This window comes from Rahnella sp. PCH160, from assembly GCF_047784855.1.
GTDB lineage: Bacteria > Pseudomonadota > Gammaproteobacteria > Enterobacterales > Enterobacteriaceae > Rahnella.
Genome location: NZ_JBLOGT010000001.1, coordinates 1,142,871 through 1,161,267 on the forward strand (window position 1 = coordinate 1,142,871; position 18,397 = coordinate 1,161,267).

The 18,397-nt window shown below is 53.3% G+C and carries 15 protein-coding genes; 11 read left to right on the forward strand and 4 right to left on the reverse strand.

Annotated elements, in window-relative coordinates; translation table 11 throughout:
- Positions 1-2: 2 nt before the first annotated feature.
- Positions 3-1,547 carry a threonine ammonia-lyase, biosynthetic gene (gene ilvA / locus ACM5QY_RS05245; protein WP_416119533.1) on the forward strand — a complete coding sequence of 515 codons (1,545 nt, stop codon included), beginning with the start codon at positions 3-5 and terminating at the stop codon, positions 1,545-1,547.
- 58 nt (positions 1,548-1,605) lie between these two features.
- On the opposite strand, the gene ilvY is transcribed toward ilvA, so the two are convergent.
- Positions 1,606-2,487 carry an HTH-type transcriptional activator IlvY gene (gene ilvY / locus ACM5QY_RS05250; protein WP_416119534.1) on the reverse strand — a complete coding sequence of 294 codons (882 nt, stop codon included), beginning with the start codon at positions 2,485-2,487 and terminating at the stop codon, positions 1,606-1,608.
- A gap of 186 nt (positions 2,488-2,673) precedes the next feature.
- On the opposite strand from ilvY, the gene ilvC reads away from it, so the two are divergent.
- Entirely contained in the window at positions 2,674-4,149 is a 1,476-nt protein-coding gene (gene ilvC, locus ACM5QY_RS05255; protein ID WP_104924029.1) for a ketol-acid reductoisomerase, read from the forward strand.
- Between the two features lie 90 nt (positions 4,150-4,239).
- Here ilvC and ppiC read toward each other — a convergent pair whose 3' ends face one another.
- Positions 4,240-4,521, reverse strand: a complete 282-nt coding sequence (gene ppiC, locus ACM5QY_RS05260; protein ID WP_015690589.1) for a peptidylprolyl isomerase PpiC — start codon at positions 4,519-4,521, stop codon at positions 4,240-4,242.
- Between the two features lie 177 nt (positions 4,522-4,698).
- Here ppiC and rep point away from each other — a divergent pair, with 177 nt between their 5' ends.
- On the forward strand, positions 4,699-6,723 hold the full coding sequence (rep, locus tag ACM5QY_RS05265; RefSeq protein WP_416119536.1) for a DNA helicase Rep: 2,025 nt from the start codon (positions 4,699-4,701) through the stop codon (positions 6,721-6,723).
- 61 nt (positions 6,724-6,784) lie between these two features.
- Here rep and gppA read toward each other — a convergent pair whose 3' ends face one another.
- Positions 6,785-8,278: a guanosine-5'-triphosphate,3'-diphosphate diphosphatase gene (gppA, locus tag ACM5QY_RS05270; protein WP_416119538.1), complete on the reverse strand. Its 1,494-nt coding sequence runs from the start codon at positions 8,276-8,278 to the stop codon at positions 6,785-6,787.
- Positions 8,279-8,284: 6 nt separating this feature from the next.
- Positions 8,285-9,580: an ATP-dependent RNA helicase RhlB gene (gene rhlB, locus ACM5QY_RS05275; protein WP_416119539.1), complete on the reverse strand. Its 1,296-nt coding sequence runs from the start codon at positions 9,578-9,580 to the stop codon at positions 8,285-8,287.
- A gap of 117 nt (positions 9,581-9,697) precedes the next feature.
- On the opposite strand from rhlB, the gene trxA reads away from it, so the two are divergent.
- The 8 genes from trxA to rffA all read left to right on the forward strand — a co-directional run bounded on the left by trxA (position 9,698) and on the right by rffA (position 18,396).
- Positions 9,698-10,024, forward strand: coding sequence for a thioredoxin TrxA (trxA, locus tag ACM5QY_RS05280; RefSeq protein WP_013577537.1), 327 nt, complete (start codon positions 9,698-9,700; stop codon positions 10,022-10,024).
- Positions 10,025-10,440: 416 nt separating this feature from the next.
- Positions 10,441-11,700: a transcription termination factor Rho gene (rho, locus tag ACM5QY_RS05285; protein WP_104924033.1), complete on the forward strand. Its 1,260-nt coding sequence runs from the start codon at positions 10,441-10,443 to the stop codon at positions 11,698-11,700.
- 288 nt (positions 11,701-11,988) lie between these two features.
- Positions 11,989-13,074, forward strand: coding sequence for a UDP-N-acetylglucosamine--undecaprenyl-phosphate N-acetylglucosaminephosphotransferase (wecA, locus tag ACM5QY_RS05290; protein ID WP_416119541.1), 1,086 nt, complete (start codon positions 11,989-11,991; stop codon positions 13,072-13,074).
- Between the two features lie 44 nt (positions 13,075-13,118).
- Complete coding sequence (gene wzzE / locus ACM5QY_RS05295) at positions 13,119-14,171, forward strand: ECA polysaccharide chain length modulation protein (RefSeq protein WP_416119543.1); 1,053 nt, start codon at positions 13,119-13,121, stop codon at positions 14,169-14,171.
- Positions 14,168-15,292 carry a non-hydrolyzing UDP-N-acetylglucosamine 2-epimerase gene (gene wecB, locus ACM5QY_RS05300; protein ID WP_416119544.1) on the forward strand — a complete coding sequence of 375 codons (1,125 nt, stop codon included), beginning with the start codon at positions 14,168-14,170 and terminating at the stop codon, positions 15,290-15,292. Before wzzE ends, wecB begins: the two co-directional genes overlap by 4 nt.
- Before the next feature lie 2 nt (positions 15,293-15,294).
- Complete coding sequence (gene wecC, locus ACM5QY_RS05305) at positions 15,295-16,557, forward strand: UDP-N-acetyl-D-mannosamine dehydrogenase (RefSeq protein WP_416119546.1); 1,263 nt, start codon at positions 15,295-15,297, stop codon at positions 16,555-16,557.
- A gap of 2 nt (positions 16,558-16,559) precedes the next feature.
- A complete protein-coding gene (gene rffC, locus ACM5QY_RS05310) occupies positions 16,560-17,261 on the forward strand; it encodes a dTDP-4-amino-4,6-dideoxy-D-galactose acyltransferase (protein WP_416122821.1) in 702 nt (233 codons plus the stop codon).
- Positions 17,262-17,265: 4 nt separating this feature from the next.
- Entirely contained in the window at positions 17,266-18,396 is a 1,131-nt protein-coding gene (rffA, locus tag ACM5QY_RS05315; RefSeq protein ID WP_416119547.1) for a dTDP-4-amino-4,6-dideoxygalactose transaminase, read from the forward strand.
- Position 18,397: the final 1 nt, after the last annotated feature.

Here is an 18,397-nt window from a genome sequence, read left to right on the forward strand (position 1 = left end):
TCATGGCGGTATCACAACCTCTACCCGACCAGCCGTGCGGCGCAGAATATCTGCGCGCTGTGCTGCGTGCGCCGGTTTATGAAGTCGCACAGGTTACGCCTTTGCAGGTCATGGAAAAGATCTCTTCCCGGTTGGGCAACACTGTTCTGGTGAAGAGGGAAGACCGCCAGGCTGTTCACAGTTTTAAACTGCGCGGCGCGTACTCCATGATTGCCAGCCTGACGGAAGAACAGGCTGCGCGTGGCGTGATCACGGCTTCTGCCGGAAATCACGCACAGGGCGTTGCGCTGTCGGCGACCAAAAAAGGCATTAAATCTCTGATTGTCATGCCGGTTGCCACAGCGGATATCAAAGTCGATGCGGTACGTAATTTCGGTGGTGAAGTGCTGTTGTTTGGCGCGAATTTCGACGAAGCCAAAGGCAAAGCCATTGAGCTTTCACAACAGCGGGGCATGACCTTTGTGCCACCGTTTGATCATCCTGCGGTGATCGCCGGGCAAGGCACGCTGGCGATGGAATTGCTGCAACAGGATGCGCATCTTGACCGCGTATTCGTGCCGGTTGGCGGTGGCGGCCTGGCCGCTGGCGTCGCCGTGTTAATCAAGCAACTGATGCCTCAAATCAAAGTGATCGGTGTCGAAGCCGAAGATTCAGCCTGCCTGCGAGCGGCGCTGGATGCCGGTGAACCGGTTGATCTGGCGCGTGTCGGGCTGTTCGCTGAGGGCGTGGCCGTGAAGCGTATCGGTAACGAAACCTTCCGCCTGTGCCGTGAATATCTCGATGACGTGATCACCGTCGACAGCGATTCCATCTGCGCGGCGGTCAAAGATTTGTTCGAAGATGTCCGCGCTATCGCTGAGCCTTCCGGGGCGCTGGCGCTGGCAGGCATGAAGAAATACGTGCAGCAGCACAACATCAAGGGCGAACGTCTGGCGCATATTCTTTCCGGCGCGAACGTGAATTTCCACGGCCTGCGTTATGTGTCTGAGCGCTGCGAACTGGGCGAACAACGCGAAGCCTTGCTGGCGGTGACCATTCCCGAACGCAAAGGCAGCTTCCTGAAATTCTGCCAGTTGCTCGGTGGCCGTTCGGTAACGGAATTCAACTACCGTTACGCCGACGCTGACAACGCCTGCATTTTCGTGGGTGTGCGTCTCACACGCGGCCACGCAGAGCGGCAGGAAATCATTGCCGAGCTGAATCATGACGGTTATCAGGTCGTAGATTTATCTGATGATGAAATGGCGAAGCTGCATGTACGTTACATGGTCGGCGGGCGTCCAACCAAGCCTCTGCGCGAGCGGCTTTACAGCTTCGAGTTCCCGGAATCACCGGGCGCGTTGCTGAAATTCCTGCATACGCTGGGCACGCACTGGAATATTTCGCTGTTCCATTATCGCAGTCACGGCACCGATTTTGGCCGTGTGCTGGCCGCGTTTGAGTTGAACGAAGAAGAGCCGGAGTTCGAGAAGAACCTGACGGCGCTGGGGTATGACTGTCATAACGAAAGTGATAATCCTGCGTTCCGCTTCTTCCTGGCGGGCTAAAAACCGAAGGGCCCGAACGGGCCCTTTTTCTTTGCCATCATTTTGTCGTGAACGCGCGTTATAACAACTGCCAGAACGCCTCGATCAGCGGTTCGTTCAGGCGTTTTTTCTGCACGCAGACGCCCAGTTCCAGTGGTGCGCCGAGCGTGACGTTATCCAGAATAGAAATACGGTTGCGCACCGGTTCCGGGCTGTTATCGACAACCACCGACGGAATGAGCGCGATGCCGCAACCGAGCGCGACCATCGACACAATGGCTTCATGGCCGGACACCGTGGCGTATATCAGCGGATTGCTGAGGCGGTTATGTTTGAACCAGACATCGATACGTTTTCGCGCCGGGCCATGTTCAGGAAGGATAAACGGAATTTGCGACCAGTCGGGATGCGGCACGCTGACCTGCGTTCGGACCGCACCCGGCAGAGAAGGAGAAATCAGGATCATCGGGATTTCGCCGATCTGCGTGAAATCCACGCTGCCCGGCAAACTTTCCGGGCGGCCTGCAATCCCTAAGTCCGCTTCGGTGGACTGAACTTTTTCGACCGCATCGGCGGCGTCGCCGGTGGTCAGTTTAATTTCGACCAGCGGATGTTGCGCGCGGAAGCGGTCAAGAATGGGCGGCAGATGGCTGTACGCGGCGGTGACCGAGCAGAACAGCCGCAGCTCGCCACTGAGCGTCGGGCCATGCTGATCCAGACCGCTGCGCAATTGCTGGTAACTCAGCAGCGTTTGCTGGGCAAAAGTTTTGAGCTGTTCACCCGCGCTGGTCAGTTGCACGGTGCGGTTGTCACGCTGAAATAACGGCTGGCCGAGCTCTTCTTCCAGCCGCTGGATCTGGCGAGACAGCGTTGACGGGCTGACATGCATCGCCTTCGACGAACGGCCAAAATGGCGGCTTTCCGCCAGATGTAAGAACAGTTTCAGATCACGTAAGTCCATAAAGAGGTCCCGGCATTTTAGTGACGCAAAGGTCAAACGAAGTACATTGCATTTTTTGCAACGTCATCTTCGTAATATATCAATTTAAGCAATGTGTCGCATGACATATAGTGAATTCACGGCGTTCACCGGCTCACCGGTGAAACAAAAAATAACAGCACTTACCTCGATAGAACGGAGCAAGACATGGCTAACTATTTCAACACACTGAACCTGCGTCAGCAGCTGGCACAACTGGGCAAATGCCGCTTTATGGGTCGCGATGAATTCGCGGACGAAGCCAGCTACCTCAAAGGTAAAAAAGTGGTGATTGTAGGCTGTGGCGCACAGGGCCTGAACCAGGGTCTGAACATGCGTGATTCCGGTCTGGATGTTTCCTACACCCTGCGTGCAGAAGCGATTGCTGAGAAGCGTGCTTCATGGCGTAAAGCGACCGAAAACGGCTTCAAAGTCGGCACCTACGAAGAACTGATCCCACAGGCTGACCTGGTGGTTAACCTGACGCCAGACAAACAGCACAGCGCTGTGGTTAAAGCGGTTCAGCCCCTGATGAAAGACGGCGCAACGCTGGGTTACTCACACGGTTTCAACATCGTTGAAGTGGGCGAGCAAATCCGTAAAGACATCACCGTCGTGATGGTTGCACCAAAATGTCCGGGTACTGAAGTTCGCGAAGAATACAAACGTGGTTTCGGTGTTCCGACGCTGATCGCCGTTCACCCGGAAAACGACCCGAAAGGCGAAGGCATGGCCATTGCTAAAGCCTGGGCAGCAGCAACGGGAGGCCACCGTGCTGGCGTTCTGCAATCTTCCTTCGTTGCAGAAGTAAAATCTGACCTGATGGGCGAGCAGACTATCCTGTGCGGTATGTTGCAGGCCGGTTCCCTGCTGTGCTTCGACAAACTGGTTGCTGAAGGTGTTGATGAAGCTTATGCAGAAAAACTGCTGCAATTCGGTTGGGAAACCATCACCGAAGCGCTGAAACAAGGCGGCATCACGCTGATGATGGATCGTTTGTCCAACCCGGCGAAACTGCGTGCTTATGCACTGTCTGAACAACTGAAAGAGATCATGGCGCCGCTGTTCCAGAAACACATGGACGACATTATCTCCGGCGAATTCTCCAGCGGCATGATGGCTGACTGGGCGAACGACGACAAAAACCTGCTGACCTGGCGTGAAGAGACGGGCGCAACGGCGTTCGAAAACGCACCACAGTTCGACGGTAAAATTTCTGAGCAGGAATACTTCGACCACGGCGTTGTGATGATTGCGATGGTGAAAGCGGGCGTTGAGCTGGCCTTCGAAACCATGGTGGCTTCCGGCATCATCGAAGAATCTGCTTACTACGAATCACTGCACGAACTGCCGCTGATCGCCAACACCGTTGCGCGTAAGCGTCTGTACGAAATGAACGTGGTTATCTCTGATACCGCAGAATACGGTAACTACCTGTTTGCTAACGCAGCAGTCCCGTTGCTGAAAGAGTTCATGACCACCCTGCAGGCGGGTGATTTGGGTAAATCTGTTGCAGAAACTCAGGTTGATAACGCGCAGCTGCGTGACGTTAACGAAGCTATCCGCAACCACCCAATCGAGTCAATCGGTCGCACTTTACGTGGTTATATGACGGATATGAAACGCATCGCGGTTGCGAGTTAATTTTTGCCAACAGCTTAGCGAAATAGAAATAGAAAAGGGCACTGCATGAAAATGCGGTGCCCTTTCTTTTTACTGCGCCGGAACGGAAACTCAGTTGCGGTACAGGATCTTAATGATGTGGTAGCCGAACTGGGTGTGCAGCGGGCCTTGTGGCTCGATCAGCGGTGCAGAGAAAACCACTTTATCGAAAGCGGGTACCATTGCGCCTTGTTTGAATTCACCTAAATGACCGCCTTTTTTGCCTGACGGGCAGGTAGAATGTTTTTTCGCCAGTTTTTCGAAATCGCCACCGTTCTTCAGCTGTTCCAGAAGATCAAGCGCCTGTGCTTCTTCCTTAACAAGGATATGCATTGCTGCAGCAGTTTTTGCCATGATTGAGACCTTTTATGCGAGAGTGTTTCCAGGGGCGTAATGTAACATCTGCAACGTTGTATGTGGACTCCGGCCTGCATTCCAGACATCACAAATTGCACCGTAAAGGCTGTCAATCTCAGGCGGCGTTTCTGCTACAATCGCCGTCCTTGTCCATCAGGTGAGCAAAAATACGCCATGCGATTAAACCCCAGCCAACAACATGCCGTCGAATTCGTCACCGGGCCCTGCCTGGTTCTGGCGGGGGCTGGCTCCGGCAAAACCAGGGTGATTACCAATAAAATCGCACACCTGATCCGTGAGTGCGGCTATCAGGCCCGCCACATCGCGGCCGTGACCTTCACCAATAAAGCGGCGCGCGAGATGAAAGAGCGTGTGGCGCAAACCCTTGGGCGTAAAGAAGCACGCGGCTTGCTGATCGCGACTTTCCATACGCTTGGGCTGGAAATTATCAAACGCGAATTTGCCGCGCTGGGCATGAAATCCAATTTCTCCCTGTTCGACGATCAGGACCAACTGGCGCTGCTCAAAGAGCTGAGCGAGAAGTGGCTGGAAAACGACAAAACGCTGTTGCAACAGCTGATCTCGACGATCTCAAACTGGAAGAACGATCTGGTTGATCCCTCTCATGCGGCAGGTCTTGCGCGTTCGGAACGTGATCAGATCTTTGCGCACTGCTACGGGCTTTATCATGACCATATGCGTGCCTGTAATATTCTCGATTTTGATGACCTGATCCTGCTGCCGACGCTGCTGTTGCAGAAGAATGAAGAAGTGCGCGAGCGCTGGCAGAACAAATTGCGTTATCTGCTGGTCGATGAATATCAGGACACCAACACCAGTCAGTACATGATGGTGAAACTGCTGGTCGGCAACCGCGCGCGTTTTACCGTGGTCGGCGACGACGATCAGTCCATTTACTCCTGGCGCGGTGCACGGCCACAAAACCTGGTGCTGCTGAAAGAAGATTTCCCGCAGTTGCAGGTGGTTAAGCTCGAGCAGAATTACCGTTCCTCGCAGCGAATTCTGAAAGCGGCCAACATCCTGATCGCCAACAATCCGCATGTATTTGAGAAGCGGCTTTTCTCTGAACTGGGTTACGGCGAAACACTGAAAGTGGTGACCGCCAACAACGAAGATCACGAAGCCGAACGCGTGGTTGGCGAACTGATTGCGCATCACTTCATCAACAAAACCGGCTATGGCGATTACGCGATTTTGTACCGGGGTAATCACCAGTCGCGCCTGTTTGAAAAAATGCTGATGCAAAACCGCATTCCGTACCGCATTTCCGGCGGCACGTCGTTCTTCTCGCGGCCTGAGATTAAAGACCTGCTGGCCTATCTGCGCGTCCTGACCAACCCTGACGACGACAGCGCGTTTCTGCGTATCGTGAATACGCCGCGTCGTGAAATCGGTGCCGCGACGCTGCAAAAACTCGGCGAATGGGCGAATCAGCGCAACAAAGGTTTATTCAAAGCCAGTTTCGATATGGGGCTGAGCCAGTATCTGACCGGGCGCGGTCTGGAATCCCTGCAACGATTCACGCACTGGATGGGCACTCTTTCCGAACTGGCCGAACGCGAACCGGTCGCGGCGGTACGGGATCTGATCCACGGCATCGATTACGAAAGCTGGTTGTTCGAAACCTCGCCGAGCCCGAAAGCGGCGGAAATGCGCATGAAAAACGTCAATCAGCTGTTCAGCTGGATGACTGAAATGCTCGAAGGCACTGATCTCGATGAGCCGATGACGCTCACTCAGGTGGTCACGCGCTTTACGTTGCGCGACATGATGGAACGCGGTGAAAACGACGAAGAGCTGGATCAGGTTCAGCTGATGACGCTGCACGCCTCGAAAGGTCTGGAGTTCCCCTATGTGTTTCTGGTCGGGATGGAAGAGGGATTATTGCCGCACCAGAGCAGTATCGATGAAGACAATGTCGATGAAGAACGCCGTCTGGCGTATGTAGGAATTACCCGCGCCCAAAAAGAGCTGACGTTTACACTTTGCCGCGAACGCCGCCAGTACGGTGAATTAATCCGTCCGGAACCCAGCCGCTTCCTGATGGAACTGCCGCAGGATGATTTAGCCTGGGAAAGTGAACGTAAAGTGGTCAGTGCGCAGGAGCGGATGGTAAAAGGCCAAAGCCATCTTGAGAAGATCCGTGAGCAGCTGGCGAAAGCCAAAGGCGGAAACTGACAGACAAAGAAAAGGCAGGGGATAAGCCCTGCCTCGGTCGGTAACGTATTTTTTGCAGAAATCAGAGCTGTTCTTCGACGAACAGCGGCCAGTGGACATAACTTTGCCAGTGGCTTTCCTGTTCCAGCTCTTCTGCACGCAGCGGATGCTGAGCCAGCCAGCCCTGCGGCACAATCACGTTCAGTTCATCGTCATTTGCCCGTAAACGCACGGCGGGCAACGTATCGTCGCGACGACGGCTGGCAAAGATAATGGCGAGCCGGAGAATGCGACAAAGACGTTGTGCCTGACGCGGCGGCACGGCGTTTTGCTCATTGAGCAACGGTAAATCGAGCATTCCATTCTGGTTCTGCAACAGCGTCGCCAGCAGCTTTTTCTGCGCCGGCGTAAAGCCCGGCAAGTCTAAATGACGGATCAGATAAGCGGCATGTTGTGGCGCTTTTTTGAAGTCAACGCTCAGCCCGATTTCGTGGATCAGACAGGCGCTGTTAAGCAGCTCACGGGCGCGGGCATCGAGCTTCCATTCCTGCGCCACCTGCAACGAGAAGTTCTCTGCAAGCTGTGCCACGCGCTGTGCCTGTTCATTATCAAGCAGATAGCGACGTTGCAGATTACGCAATGTGCGCTGGCGAATATCCTGTTCAATCGGCAGATGCAACATGCCGTAAACCAGACCTTCACGCAGTGCGCCACCGGCCAGCGTCATGGTTTCGATATTCAGGGTTTTGAAAATGGCGATGAGAATCGACAGACCGCTTGGGAAAACCAGCGCACGCTCAAGCGTCAGGCCTTCAATTTCCAGCTCTTCCAGTTTTCCGCACTGAATCGCGCGCTGTTTGAGCTGTTGAAGTTTCGGCAGCGTAATACGCTCATCCATACCCTGAGCGACCATGATTTCCTGCAGTGCCTGAACTGTGCCGGAAGCACCGACACAAATCTGCCAGCCATTGGCGATCAACTGAGGAGCAACCGGCAGGATCATGTCGATCGCGGCCTGTTCGGCCTGATCGAAGTTTTCTTTGGCGAGATTCCGGTCTGTAAAATAGCGTTCCAGCCAGGTCACGCAGCCCATCGAAAGGCTGAAAAGCGTGGTGGCCTGTGCGCCGGTACCGGTGACCAGCTCTGTACTGCCACCGCCAATATCAACGACCAGACGTTTATCCGGGCCACCCGTGGTATGGGCAACGCCGTGATAAATCAGACGGGCTTCTTCTTCGCCGGCAATGACCTGAATCGGACAACCGAGGATTTCCTGAGCTTTACCCAAAAATTCGTCAGCATTACTGGCAAGCCGCAGCGTTGCAGTCGCAACGACGCGGATTTGTTCGCGGGGAATATCCTGCAATCTTTCGGAAAACAGCTTCAGACATTGCCAGCCACGTTGCATGGCTTCCTGAGAAAGCAGATTTTGCTTATCCAGACCGGCAGCCAGACGCACTTTGCGTTTAATTCTGGCGAGGGTCTGGATACTGCCTGCCACCTCACGAACAACCAGCATGTGAAAGCTGTTAGAGCCCAGATCAATTGCTGCATACAGTGAGGTGGAGCTTAGCATAGGTTATCAGCCCGGACGTTTACGGTTGCTACGTGGTGCGCTGCTGCTGCGACGCGACGACGAATTACTGTTACGACGCGGACCGTTCCCGGTGCGTGAGCGAGCCAGACGTTTCGGCGCAGGCAAATCAGATAACAGCGCTTCGCTGCTGTATTTGCTGACCGGAATACTGTGGCCGGTGTAGTTTTCGATTGCCGTCAGGTTCAGCGCATACTCTTCACAGGCCAGACTGATGGAGTGACCGCTCAGACCCGCACGGCCGGTACGGCCAATACGGTGAACGTAGTCTTCACAGTCGTCAGGCAGGTCATAGTTAAAGACGTGCGTAACAGCCGGAATGTGCAGACCACGGGCAGCAACGTCAGTCGCAACCAGAATGTCCAGCGTGCCTTTGGTGAAGTCTTCCAGAACGCGCAGGCGCTTCTTCTGTGGGACATCGCCGGTCAGCAAACCTACGCGATGGCCGTCGGCAGCCAGATGGCCCCAGACGTCTTCACAACGGTGCTTGGTATTTGCAAAAATGATGCAGCGGTCTGGCCATTCTTCTTCAATAAGCGTCTGTAGCAGGCGCATTTTTTCTTCATTTGAAGGATAGAACAGTTCTTCCTGGATTCGGTGACCGGTCTTTTGCTCCGGTTCGATCTCAATCGACTCGGCATTATTCATGTTTTCGAACGCCAGTTCTTTCACACGATAGGAAAGGGTTGCTGAGAAAAGCATGTTGAGGCGTTGAGTCGCAGGTGGCATCCGGCGGAAGATCCAGCGGATATCTTTGATGAAGCCCAGATCGAACATACGGTCTGCTTCATCCAGCACCACTACTTGGATCGCGCCCAGGTCGACGTGGTTCTGTTTGGTGTAATCGATTAAACGGCCAGTGGTTCCGATCAGGATGTCCACGCCGCTTTCCAGCACTTTAAGCTGTTTGTCGTAACCGTCGCCGCCGTAGGCCAGGCCTAATTTCAGCCCGGTAGATTCGGATAATGCTTCGGCATCGGAGTGGATCTGCACCGCGAGTTCACGCGTAGGTGCCATGATCAAGGCACGCGGCTGGTTAGTCTGACGACCTTCCGCAGCAGGGTGAGAAAGCAGATAATGGAAAGTAGACGCCAAAAAAGCCAGCGTCTTGCCGGTACCGGTTTGCGCCTGACCTGCAACATCACGCCCAGCGAGCGTGATCGGCAATGCCAATGCCTGAATAGGCGTACAGTAATGGAACCCTTTCTTTTCAAGGGCTTCAACTGCTAGCGGGTGCAGGGCGAAGTCGGAAAACTTCTGTTCGGTCAAGTGTGTTTTGCTCATAGTGTGGTAGAATATCAGCTAACTATTGCTTTACGAAAGCGTATCCGGTGAAATAAAGTCAACCTACTGTTGGTTAATGCTACATCAACAAGGTAAAGATAATCCTTTGGAGTAAACATGAGCGATAAAATTATTCACCTGACCGATGACAGTTTCGACAACGACGTATTGAAAGCCGAAGGGCTGGTGCTGGTCGATTTCTGGGCAGAATGGTGTGGTCCTTGTAAAATGATCGCTCCGATTCTGGATGAAATTGCCACTGAGTTCGAAGGCAAGCTGACTATCGCGAAGCTGAACATCGACGAAAACCCAGGTACTGCACCTAAATACGGCATCCGTGGTATTCCTACCCTGCTGTTATTTAAAGGCGGCGAAGTCGCAGCAACTAAAGTTGGCGCACTCTCGAAAGGTCAGCTGAAAGAGTTCTTAACAGCTAATCTGTAGTCGGTCGGGATGACCCAAGCCAGGTGTTTAGCGGGCTGCCGTGTTTTTCACATTGTCCGCTAGACGCCTGTCAAGAAGCGTGCTAAGTTTACGCTTACTGCAAATAGAGCTTACCTGTAGTTTAATTCTTACGTTTTACTCTGTTGTGTCAAAAACATCTGCCTATAAGTTTCTTTGAATAATAATTAAATTGAACTGGCACTGTGCTTGACCATCTAACGGTTTTAACAAAATCGGCTTTAAGACACCTTCAATATCAGTTTGCCCCTCTAGAATATCGCCCGCGAGCGTCTGCCTGCGGCTGGATTTCAAAGCTGTGATTTGAAGTGTCATACAACAAACAGGCACGGATGACCCTGCCATACCCATTCACGACAGATGTTCGAGACATACCCCGAGTTTAAGAACCCACCATTATGAATCTTACCGAATTAAAGAATACGCCGGTCTCTGATCTGATTGCACTCGGCGAAAATATGGGGCTGGAAAACCAGGCCCGCATGCGCAAGCAAGACATAATCTTTTCAATATTGAAGCAGCATGCGAAAAGCGGAGAAGACATCTTCGGTGATGGCGTACTGGAGATATTGCAGGATGGATTTGGTTTCCTCCGCTCCGGAGACAGTTCCTACCTCGCAGGCCCCGACGACATCTACGTATCTCCAAGCCAAATTCGCCGCTTCAACCTTCGCACTGGCGACACTATTTCCGGTAAAATCCGCCCACCGAAAGAAGGTGAACGTTATTTTGCCCTGTTGAAAGTTAACGAAGTTAACTACGACAAACCCGAAAACGCCCGCAACAAAATCCTGTTCGAAAACTTAACCCCTCTGCATGCAAATTCACGTCTGCGTATGGAACGTGGTAATGGTTCAACTGAAGATTTAACCGCGCGTGTACTGGATCTGGCCTCTCCGATTGGCCGTGGTCAGCGTGGTCTGATTGTTGCTCCGCCGAAAGCGGGTAAAACCATGCTGCTGCAGAACATCGCCACCAGCATTGCGTACAACCATCCTGATTGTGTGCTGATGGTTCTGCTGATTGACGAACGTCCGGAAGAAGTGACCGAGATGCAGCGTCTGGTTAAAGGTGAAGTTATAGCTTCTACCTTTGATGAGCCGGCATCCCGCCACGTTCAGGTGGCTGAAATGGTCATCGAAAAAGCGAAACGCCTGGTTGAGCACAAGAAAGACGTTATCATCCTGCTGGACTCCATTACCCGTCTGGCGCGTGCATACAACACCGTGGTTCCGTCATCAGGTAAAGTGCTGACCGGTGGTGTGGATGCCAACGCCTTACACCGTCCGAAACGTTTCTTCGGTGCAGCACGTAACGTGGAAGAGGGCGGCAGCCTGACTATCATCGCGACCGCGCTGGTCGATACCGGTTCTAAAATGGATGAAGTTATCTATGAAGAATTTAAAGGTACCGGCAACATGGAATTGCATCTGGCGCGTAAAATTGCTGAGAAACGTGTCTTCCCTGCAATCGACTACAACCGCTCTGGTACCCGTAAAGAAGAGCTGCTGACCACGTCGGAAGAACTGCAGAAGATGTGGATCCTGCGTAAAATCATTCACCCGATGGGTGAGATTGATGCAATGGAATTCCTCATCAACAAACTTGCCATGACGAAAACCAATGACGACTTCTTCGATATGATGAAACGTTCGTAATTTGGTGTAAAACGCAAACTAACGCCACGCTAAGCCGTGGCGTTTTTTGCTTTTGGTAGCTACCATAATGCTACTTTGGTGAAATTGTCAGACTATTCGGATAATAGCTGATGGTTTTTCCAGTGCCCTTTCTTTATTTTATCGGTTTACTGCCCAAGAAATGGCAACAGATAAGGTCTTGCCTGAGACAAAACCATAACTGTCACCATAGGATTTGATTTAAGGCTGCGAGGTTTATGATTTTCTGGATTCCGCGCACCTTATTTTTGCAGAAGAGACCTCTTAACTGTGAACTTACTCACTATGAGTACTGAGCTTGCCATTGTTTTTGTATTTTCATTTCTGTTTCTGTTTGTTGCCCGGAAGGCAGCGAATAAAATCGGACTCGTAGACAAACCCAATTTCCGCAAACGCCATCAGGGGTTGATCCCGCTGGTCGGCGGTATTTCTGTGTATGCAGGGGTTTGTTTCGCCTTTCTTATCACCAGCTATGTCATTCCTCATGGCAACCTTTATCTCGCCTGTGCGGGCCTGCTCGTGCTGGTCGGTGCGCTGGATGACCGCTACGATATCAGTGTAAAAATTCGTGCAATGGTGCAGGCCGTGGTCGCTGTCGCCATGATGAGCTTTACAAATCTTACGCTGCGCAATCTCGGGCATCTGATCGGCCCATGGGAAATGGCGCTCGGGCCGTTTGGTTATCTGGTGACCCTGTTTGCCGTGTGGGCTGCGATCAACGCCTTTAACATGGTGGATGGCATCGACGGGTTGCTGGGCGGATTATCCTGCGTCAGTTTCGGTTCTTTAGGCATCATTATGTATGGCAGCGGGCACATGGAACTGGCGCTTTGGTGCTTTGCCATGATTGCCGCTATCTTGCCTTATATCCTGCTTAACCTGGGCGTTTTCGGCCCTCGTTATAAAGTGTTCATGGGCGATGCGGGCAGTACGCTGATTGGCTTTACGGTGATTTGGATCCTGCTGCAAAGCACGCAGGGCGAAACGCATCCGATGAACCCGGTAACCGCGCTCTGGCTTATCGCGATCCCTCTGATGGACATGGTTGCCATCATGTACCGCCGTCTGCGCAAAGGCATGAGCCCGTTTTCTGCCGATCGTCAGCACATTCATCATTTGATCATGCGTGCCGGTTTTACTTCCCGTCAGGCCTTTATGTTAATTACCGTGGCAGCCGCACTTTTGGCTGCGGTTGGCGTGATAGGCGAACATCTGTCCTTCGTGCCTGAATGGGCCATGCTGGCTTTATTCTTCGTTGCTTTCCTGTTGTATGGCGTTTGCATAAAGCACGCCTGGCGTGTGGCCCGGTTTATCAAACGTGTTAAAAGACGTTTGCGCCGTTCATCTCCTCAATAATTCCTCTTTTACGCAAGGGCAAACTGGCTGTGGATAAACCAGAAATGATAAGAAACCAGAATGATCGTGACATCGAAAACGAGCTCGATATTCGTGGTTTGTGCTGCACCTTATGGAAAGGTAAATTTTGGATTGCAGGTCTGGCCGTATTGTTCGCGTTAGTGGCTCTGGGCTCCTCTTATCTGATGAAGCAGGAGTGGAGTTCGACAGCCATTACCGATCGCCCAACAGTAAACAATTTATCGTCCTATTTCTCACAGGCGCAGTTCCTGCGTAATCTGGATATGCGCACCGCGCCGCCGTTGGATACCGGTCGTCCGCCGATCTCTGATGAATCCTATAATGAATTTGTGATGCAACTGGCCGCCTACGACACCCGTCGTGATTTCTGGCTGCAAAGTCCTTATTACAAGCAACGTCAGGAAAATGATGCGCGTGCGGATGCCGTTTTGCTTGATGACCTGATTAACGATATTCAGTTTACGCCGCGTGATGCAACCAAAGTCCCGAATGACATTGTGAAACTGACGGCAGAAGATGCCGCTGATGCCAATAAACTGTTGCGCCAGTATGTTGATTTCGCCAGCCAGCGCGCGGCGCAACATTTGTACGATGAGTTGCAGGGCGCGTGGGCTGCCCGAACACAGTCGATGAAAGCGCAGGTCAAACGGCAGGAAGAGGTGGCGCAGAGCATTTTCAAACGCACGGTGAATAACACCGGGCAGGCGCTGAAAATTGCCCAACAGCAAAATATCACTAAAAGCGTCACGGATACGCCAGCCGAAGAACTGCCGGATTCCGACATGTTTCTGCTGGGGGTGCCTATGTTGAAAGCGCGTCTGGAATTATTGCAGGCCTCCGGGCCGGGTTATGATCTGGATTACGACCAGAACCGCGCCATGCTTTCAACGCTGAACGTTGGCCCAACCCTCACCGCTAAATTCCAGACTTACCGTTATCTCAGAACACCTGAAGAACCTGTAAAACGTGACAGTCCCCGCCGTGTGTTACTGATGATTATGTGGGGGATTGTCGGTGGTTTAATCGGGGCAGGAGTTGCCCTGACGCGTCGTAAAAATAAGAGAAACACATTGTGAAAGTGTTGACGATTTTTGGCACCCGTCCGGAGGCCATTAAAATGGCGCCGCTGGTGCTTGCTTTGTCGCAGGATGCGGCTTTTGAATCTAAAGTTTGTGTCACGGCGCAGCACCGTGAAATGCTCGATCAGGTACTGCGTCTGTTTGAGATTACGCCCGATTATGACCTCAATATTATGAAACCGGGGCAGGGTCTGACGGAAATCACCAGCCGTATTCTGACCGGCCTGAAGCCAGTGCTTGATGAATTTAAACCGGACGTTGTGCTGGTTCATGGCGATACCACTACGACGCTGTCCGCGAGTCTGGCGGCTTTTTACCATCAGATTTCGGTCGGCCATGTGGAAGCTGGCCTGCGCACGGGCGACCTTTCTTCGCCGTGGCCGGAAGAAGGCAATCGACTGCTGACCGGTCATCTGGCGCGCTGGCATTTTGCCCCGACGGAAAATGCCCGTTCGAATCTGACGCGGGAAAATATTCCCGAAAGTCGCATTTTCGTCACCGGCAATACGGTAATTGATGCGCTGCTGTGGGTCCGCGATCGCTTTAACAGCGATGCGTCTCTGGCGCAGCAACTGGCCAATACTTACCCGTTCCTCGATGCCAATAAAAAACTGATCCTCGTGACGGGTCACCGCCGTGAAAGTTTTGGTGGCGGTTTTGAGCGGATTTGCTCGGCGCTGGCCGATATCGCCCGCCAGCATCCGGATGTTCAGATTGTTTATCCGGTACACCTTAATCCTAACGTCAGTGAGCCGGTAAACCGCATTCTGGCGGGCATCGACAATATTGTGTTGATCGACCCGCAGGATTACCTGCCTTTCGTTTATCTGATGGATAAGGCCTATCTGATCCTGACGGATTCAGGCGGTGTACAAGAAGAAGCGCCTTCGCTGGGTAAACCGGTGCTGGTGATGCGGGAAACCACAGAGCGTCCGGAAGCCGTCGATGCCGGTACGGTACGTCTGGTTGGCACTGATCCTGCAAAAATTGTTAAGGAAGTGAACCGTCTGCTGAGCGATGAAAACGAATACAACAGTATGAGCCGGGCGCACAATCCTTATGGCGACGGACACGCGTGTCGCCATATTCTTGATGCATTAAAAAATCATCGGGTATGACCATGAATTTCAATACTATTTCTGTAATCGGACTGGGTTACATCGGCTTGCCGACGGCTGCCGCCTTCGCCTCACGCCAGAAAAACGTGGTGGGTGTGGATATCAATCAGCACGCGGTAGATACGATTAACCGCGGCGCCATTCATATCGTTGAACCCGATCTCGACACGCTGGTGAAACAGGCCGTAGAAGGCGGTTTCCTGCGCGCAGTCACCCGGCCTGAACCTGCTGATGCTTTCCTGATTGCCGTGCCGACGCCTTTTATGGGCGATCATCTGCCGGACATGAAATTCGTGGAATCCGCCGCGCGCTCATTATCGCCGGTGCTAAAAAAGGGTGATCTGATCATTCTGGAATCCACCTCTCCGGTGGGCGCGACAGAACAGATGGCGACATGGCTGGCCGAAACCCGCCCGGATCTGAGTTTTCCGCAACAGGCGGGTGAACAGGCGGATATCAATATTGCTTACTGCCCTGAACGCGTTCTGCCTGGCCAGGTGATGGTTGAGCTGATCAAAAATGACCGCGTGATTGGCGGCATGACGTCCGTGTGCTCACAGCGCGCCAGTGATTTGTACAACATTTTCCTGAAAGGGGAATGCGTGGTCACGAATTCGCGCACGGCGGAAATGTGCAAGCTGACCGAAAACAGCTTCCGCGACGTCAATATTGCTTTTGCGAATGAGTTGTCGCTGATTTGCGATGCGCAGGGTATTAATGTCTGGGAGCTGATCAGCCTGGCAAACCGTCATCCTCGGGTGAATATTTTACAGCCCGGGCCGGGCGTTGGCGGTCATTGTATCGCCGTCGACCCGTGGTTTATTGTGGCGCAGAACCCGGAGCTGGCGCGGATCATCCGCACGGCGCGTGAAGTCAATGACAGCAAACCACACTGGGTGGTTGATCGCGTGAAAGCGGCGCTGGCAGACTGCCTGACCACCACCGGCAAGCGTGCTTCAGAAATTAAAATCGCCTGCTTTGGTCTGGCGTTTAAACCCAATATCGACGACCTGCGCGAAAGCCCGGCCGTTGAAGTCACCCATCTGATTGCCGACTGGCATGCCGGCGAGACCTGGGCCGTTGAACCGAATGTTCATCAGCTTCCGGCGTCGCTGGCCCAAAAGGTCACTCTGCATTCTCTGGATGATGCCCTGAACGAAGCCGATCTTCTGGTGATGCTGGTCGATCACACCTCGTTCAAGGCGATCCCGGCCAGCACGATCCGCCAGTCGTGGATCGTAGACACCAAAGGTGTGTGGCGGTGAGCCTGCACGTCCACGGCAATATTGAGCCGCTCGACTGGGAGAGCGATTTCTTCCAGTTGCGTAGTGCGAAACTAAGCCTGGATGCGTCGGCGAAAACAATCGTGACGCCTGAGGCGCTCGCGCAATATGCGCTGGTGCAGGCGAAAGTCGACGCTGACCAGACCGAAATGCTGGATGCGATGTCCGCGCTCGGTTTTCGTCTGGCCGAAGGTGAAACGGATGTGTGTGTCGCGGTGAGTCCGCAAGACATCGCGCTGCCCGCCGGGCGTCTGGCGGTGCCGGAAGACATTGCCGACGTGGTGAATATCGCCCGTCAGGCGTTTAGACTGAGCCGCTTTAGAACACCTTGGTATCAGCCGCAAGACAGCGCGCGTTTTTACGCGATGTGGGCGGAAAAAGCAGTTCTCGGTACGTTCGACCATCTTTGCCTGTGGGCCGATGACGAACACGGCAACGGCAGCGGATTTGTGACGCTGCGTCGGTTAGCCGGTGGCGAGGCACGAATTGGCCTGCTGGCCGTCAGACCTGAGTGTCAGGGGCGGGGAGCGGGCAAAAAATTAATGGCGGCTGCGAAACAATGGTGTGCCGGTCAGGGCGTTTCGCGGCTGCACGTCGCGACACAAACCGGCAACCTTGCAGCTTTAAACCTTTATCTCGCCAGCGGTGGCAAAGTCACGCGCACGGCGTACTGGCTGTACAGGTGAAACGATGATCCCTTTTAATGCGCCGCCAATTGCCGGCACTGAAATTGATTTCATGCGCGAGGCGATGAGCAGCGGCAAACTTTGCGGTGATGGCGGATTCACGCTGCGCTGCCAGAAATGGTTCGAACAGCGTTTTAACTGCCCGAAAGTGTTGCTGACGCCGTCCTGCACGGCGTCGCTGGAAATGGCCGCATTGCTGCTTGATATCCAGCCGGGCGATGAAGTGATTATGCCGAGTTTTACGTTCGTCTCGACCGCCAATGCGTTTGTCCTGCGCGGCGCGAAAATCGTCTTCGTGGATGTCCGCCCGGACACCATGAATATCGATGAAACCCTGATTGAAGCGGCGATTACGGATAAAACTAAAGTGATTGTGCCGGTTCATTACGCGGGCGTGGCCTGTGAAATGGATACCATCATGGCGCTGGCCGAAAAGCATCACCTGTTCGTGGTGGAAGATGCCGCGCAGGGTGTGATGTCGACTTACAAAGGCAAAGCGCTGGGGACTATCGGCCATATTGGCTGTTTCAGTTTCCACGAAACGAAAAACTACACCGCAGGCGGCGAAGGTGGTGCGACGCTGATCAACGATCCGGCGCTGATTGACCGTGCTGAAATCATTCGCGAAAAAGGCACCAACCGCAGCCAGTTCTTCCGCGGTCAGGTGGATAAATATACCTGGCGCGACATCGGATCCAGCTATCTGATGTCTGATTTGCAGGCCGCGTATCTGTGGGGAAACCTGGATGCTGCTGACAAGATTAATCAGCGCCGTCTGTGTATCTGGAATGAATATTACGAAGCCTTGCAGGATCTGGCTGATGCGGGGCGTGTTCAGCTTCCGGCTATTCCGCAGGATTGCATCCAAAACGCCCACATGTTTTATGTTCGCCTGAACGATATCGAAGACCGCGATGCGTTCATCCGACATATGAAAGCGGCGGATATTCTCACCGTATTCCATTACATTCCGCTGCATGGCTGTCCGGCTGGCGAAAACTTCGGGCGTTTCTCTGGCACTGACCGCTTTACCACGCAGGAAAGTGAGCGTCTGGTGCGCCTGCCGTTGTTCTACAACATGACCGACGACACACAGCGCACTGTGATTGCGGCCATGCTGCAGTACTTCGCCTGAT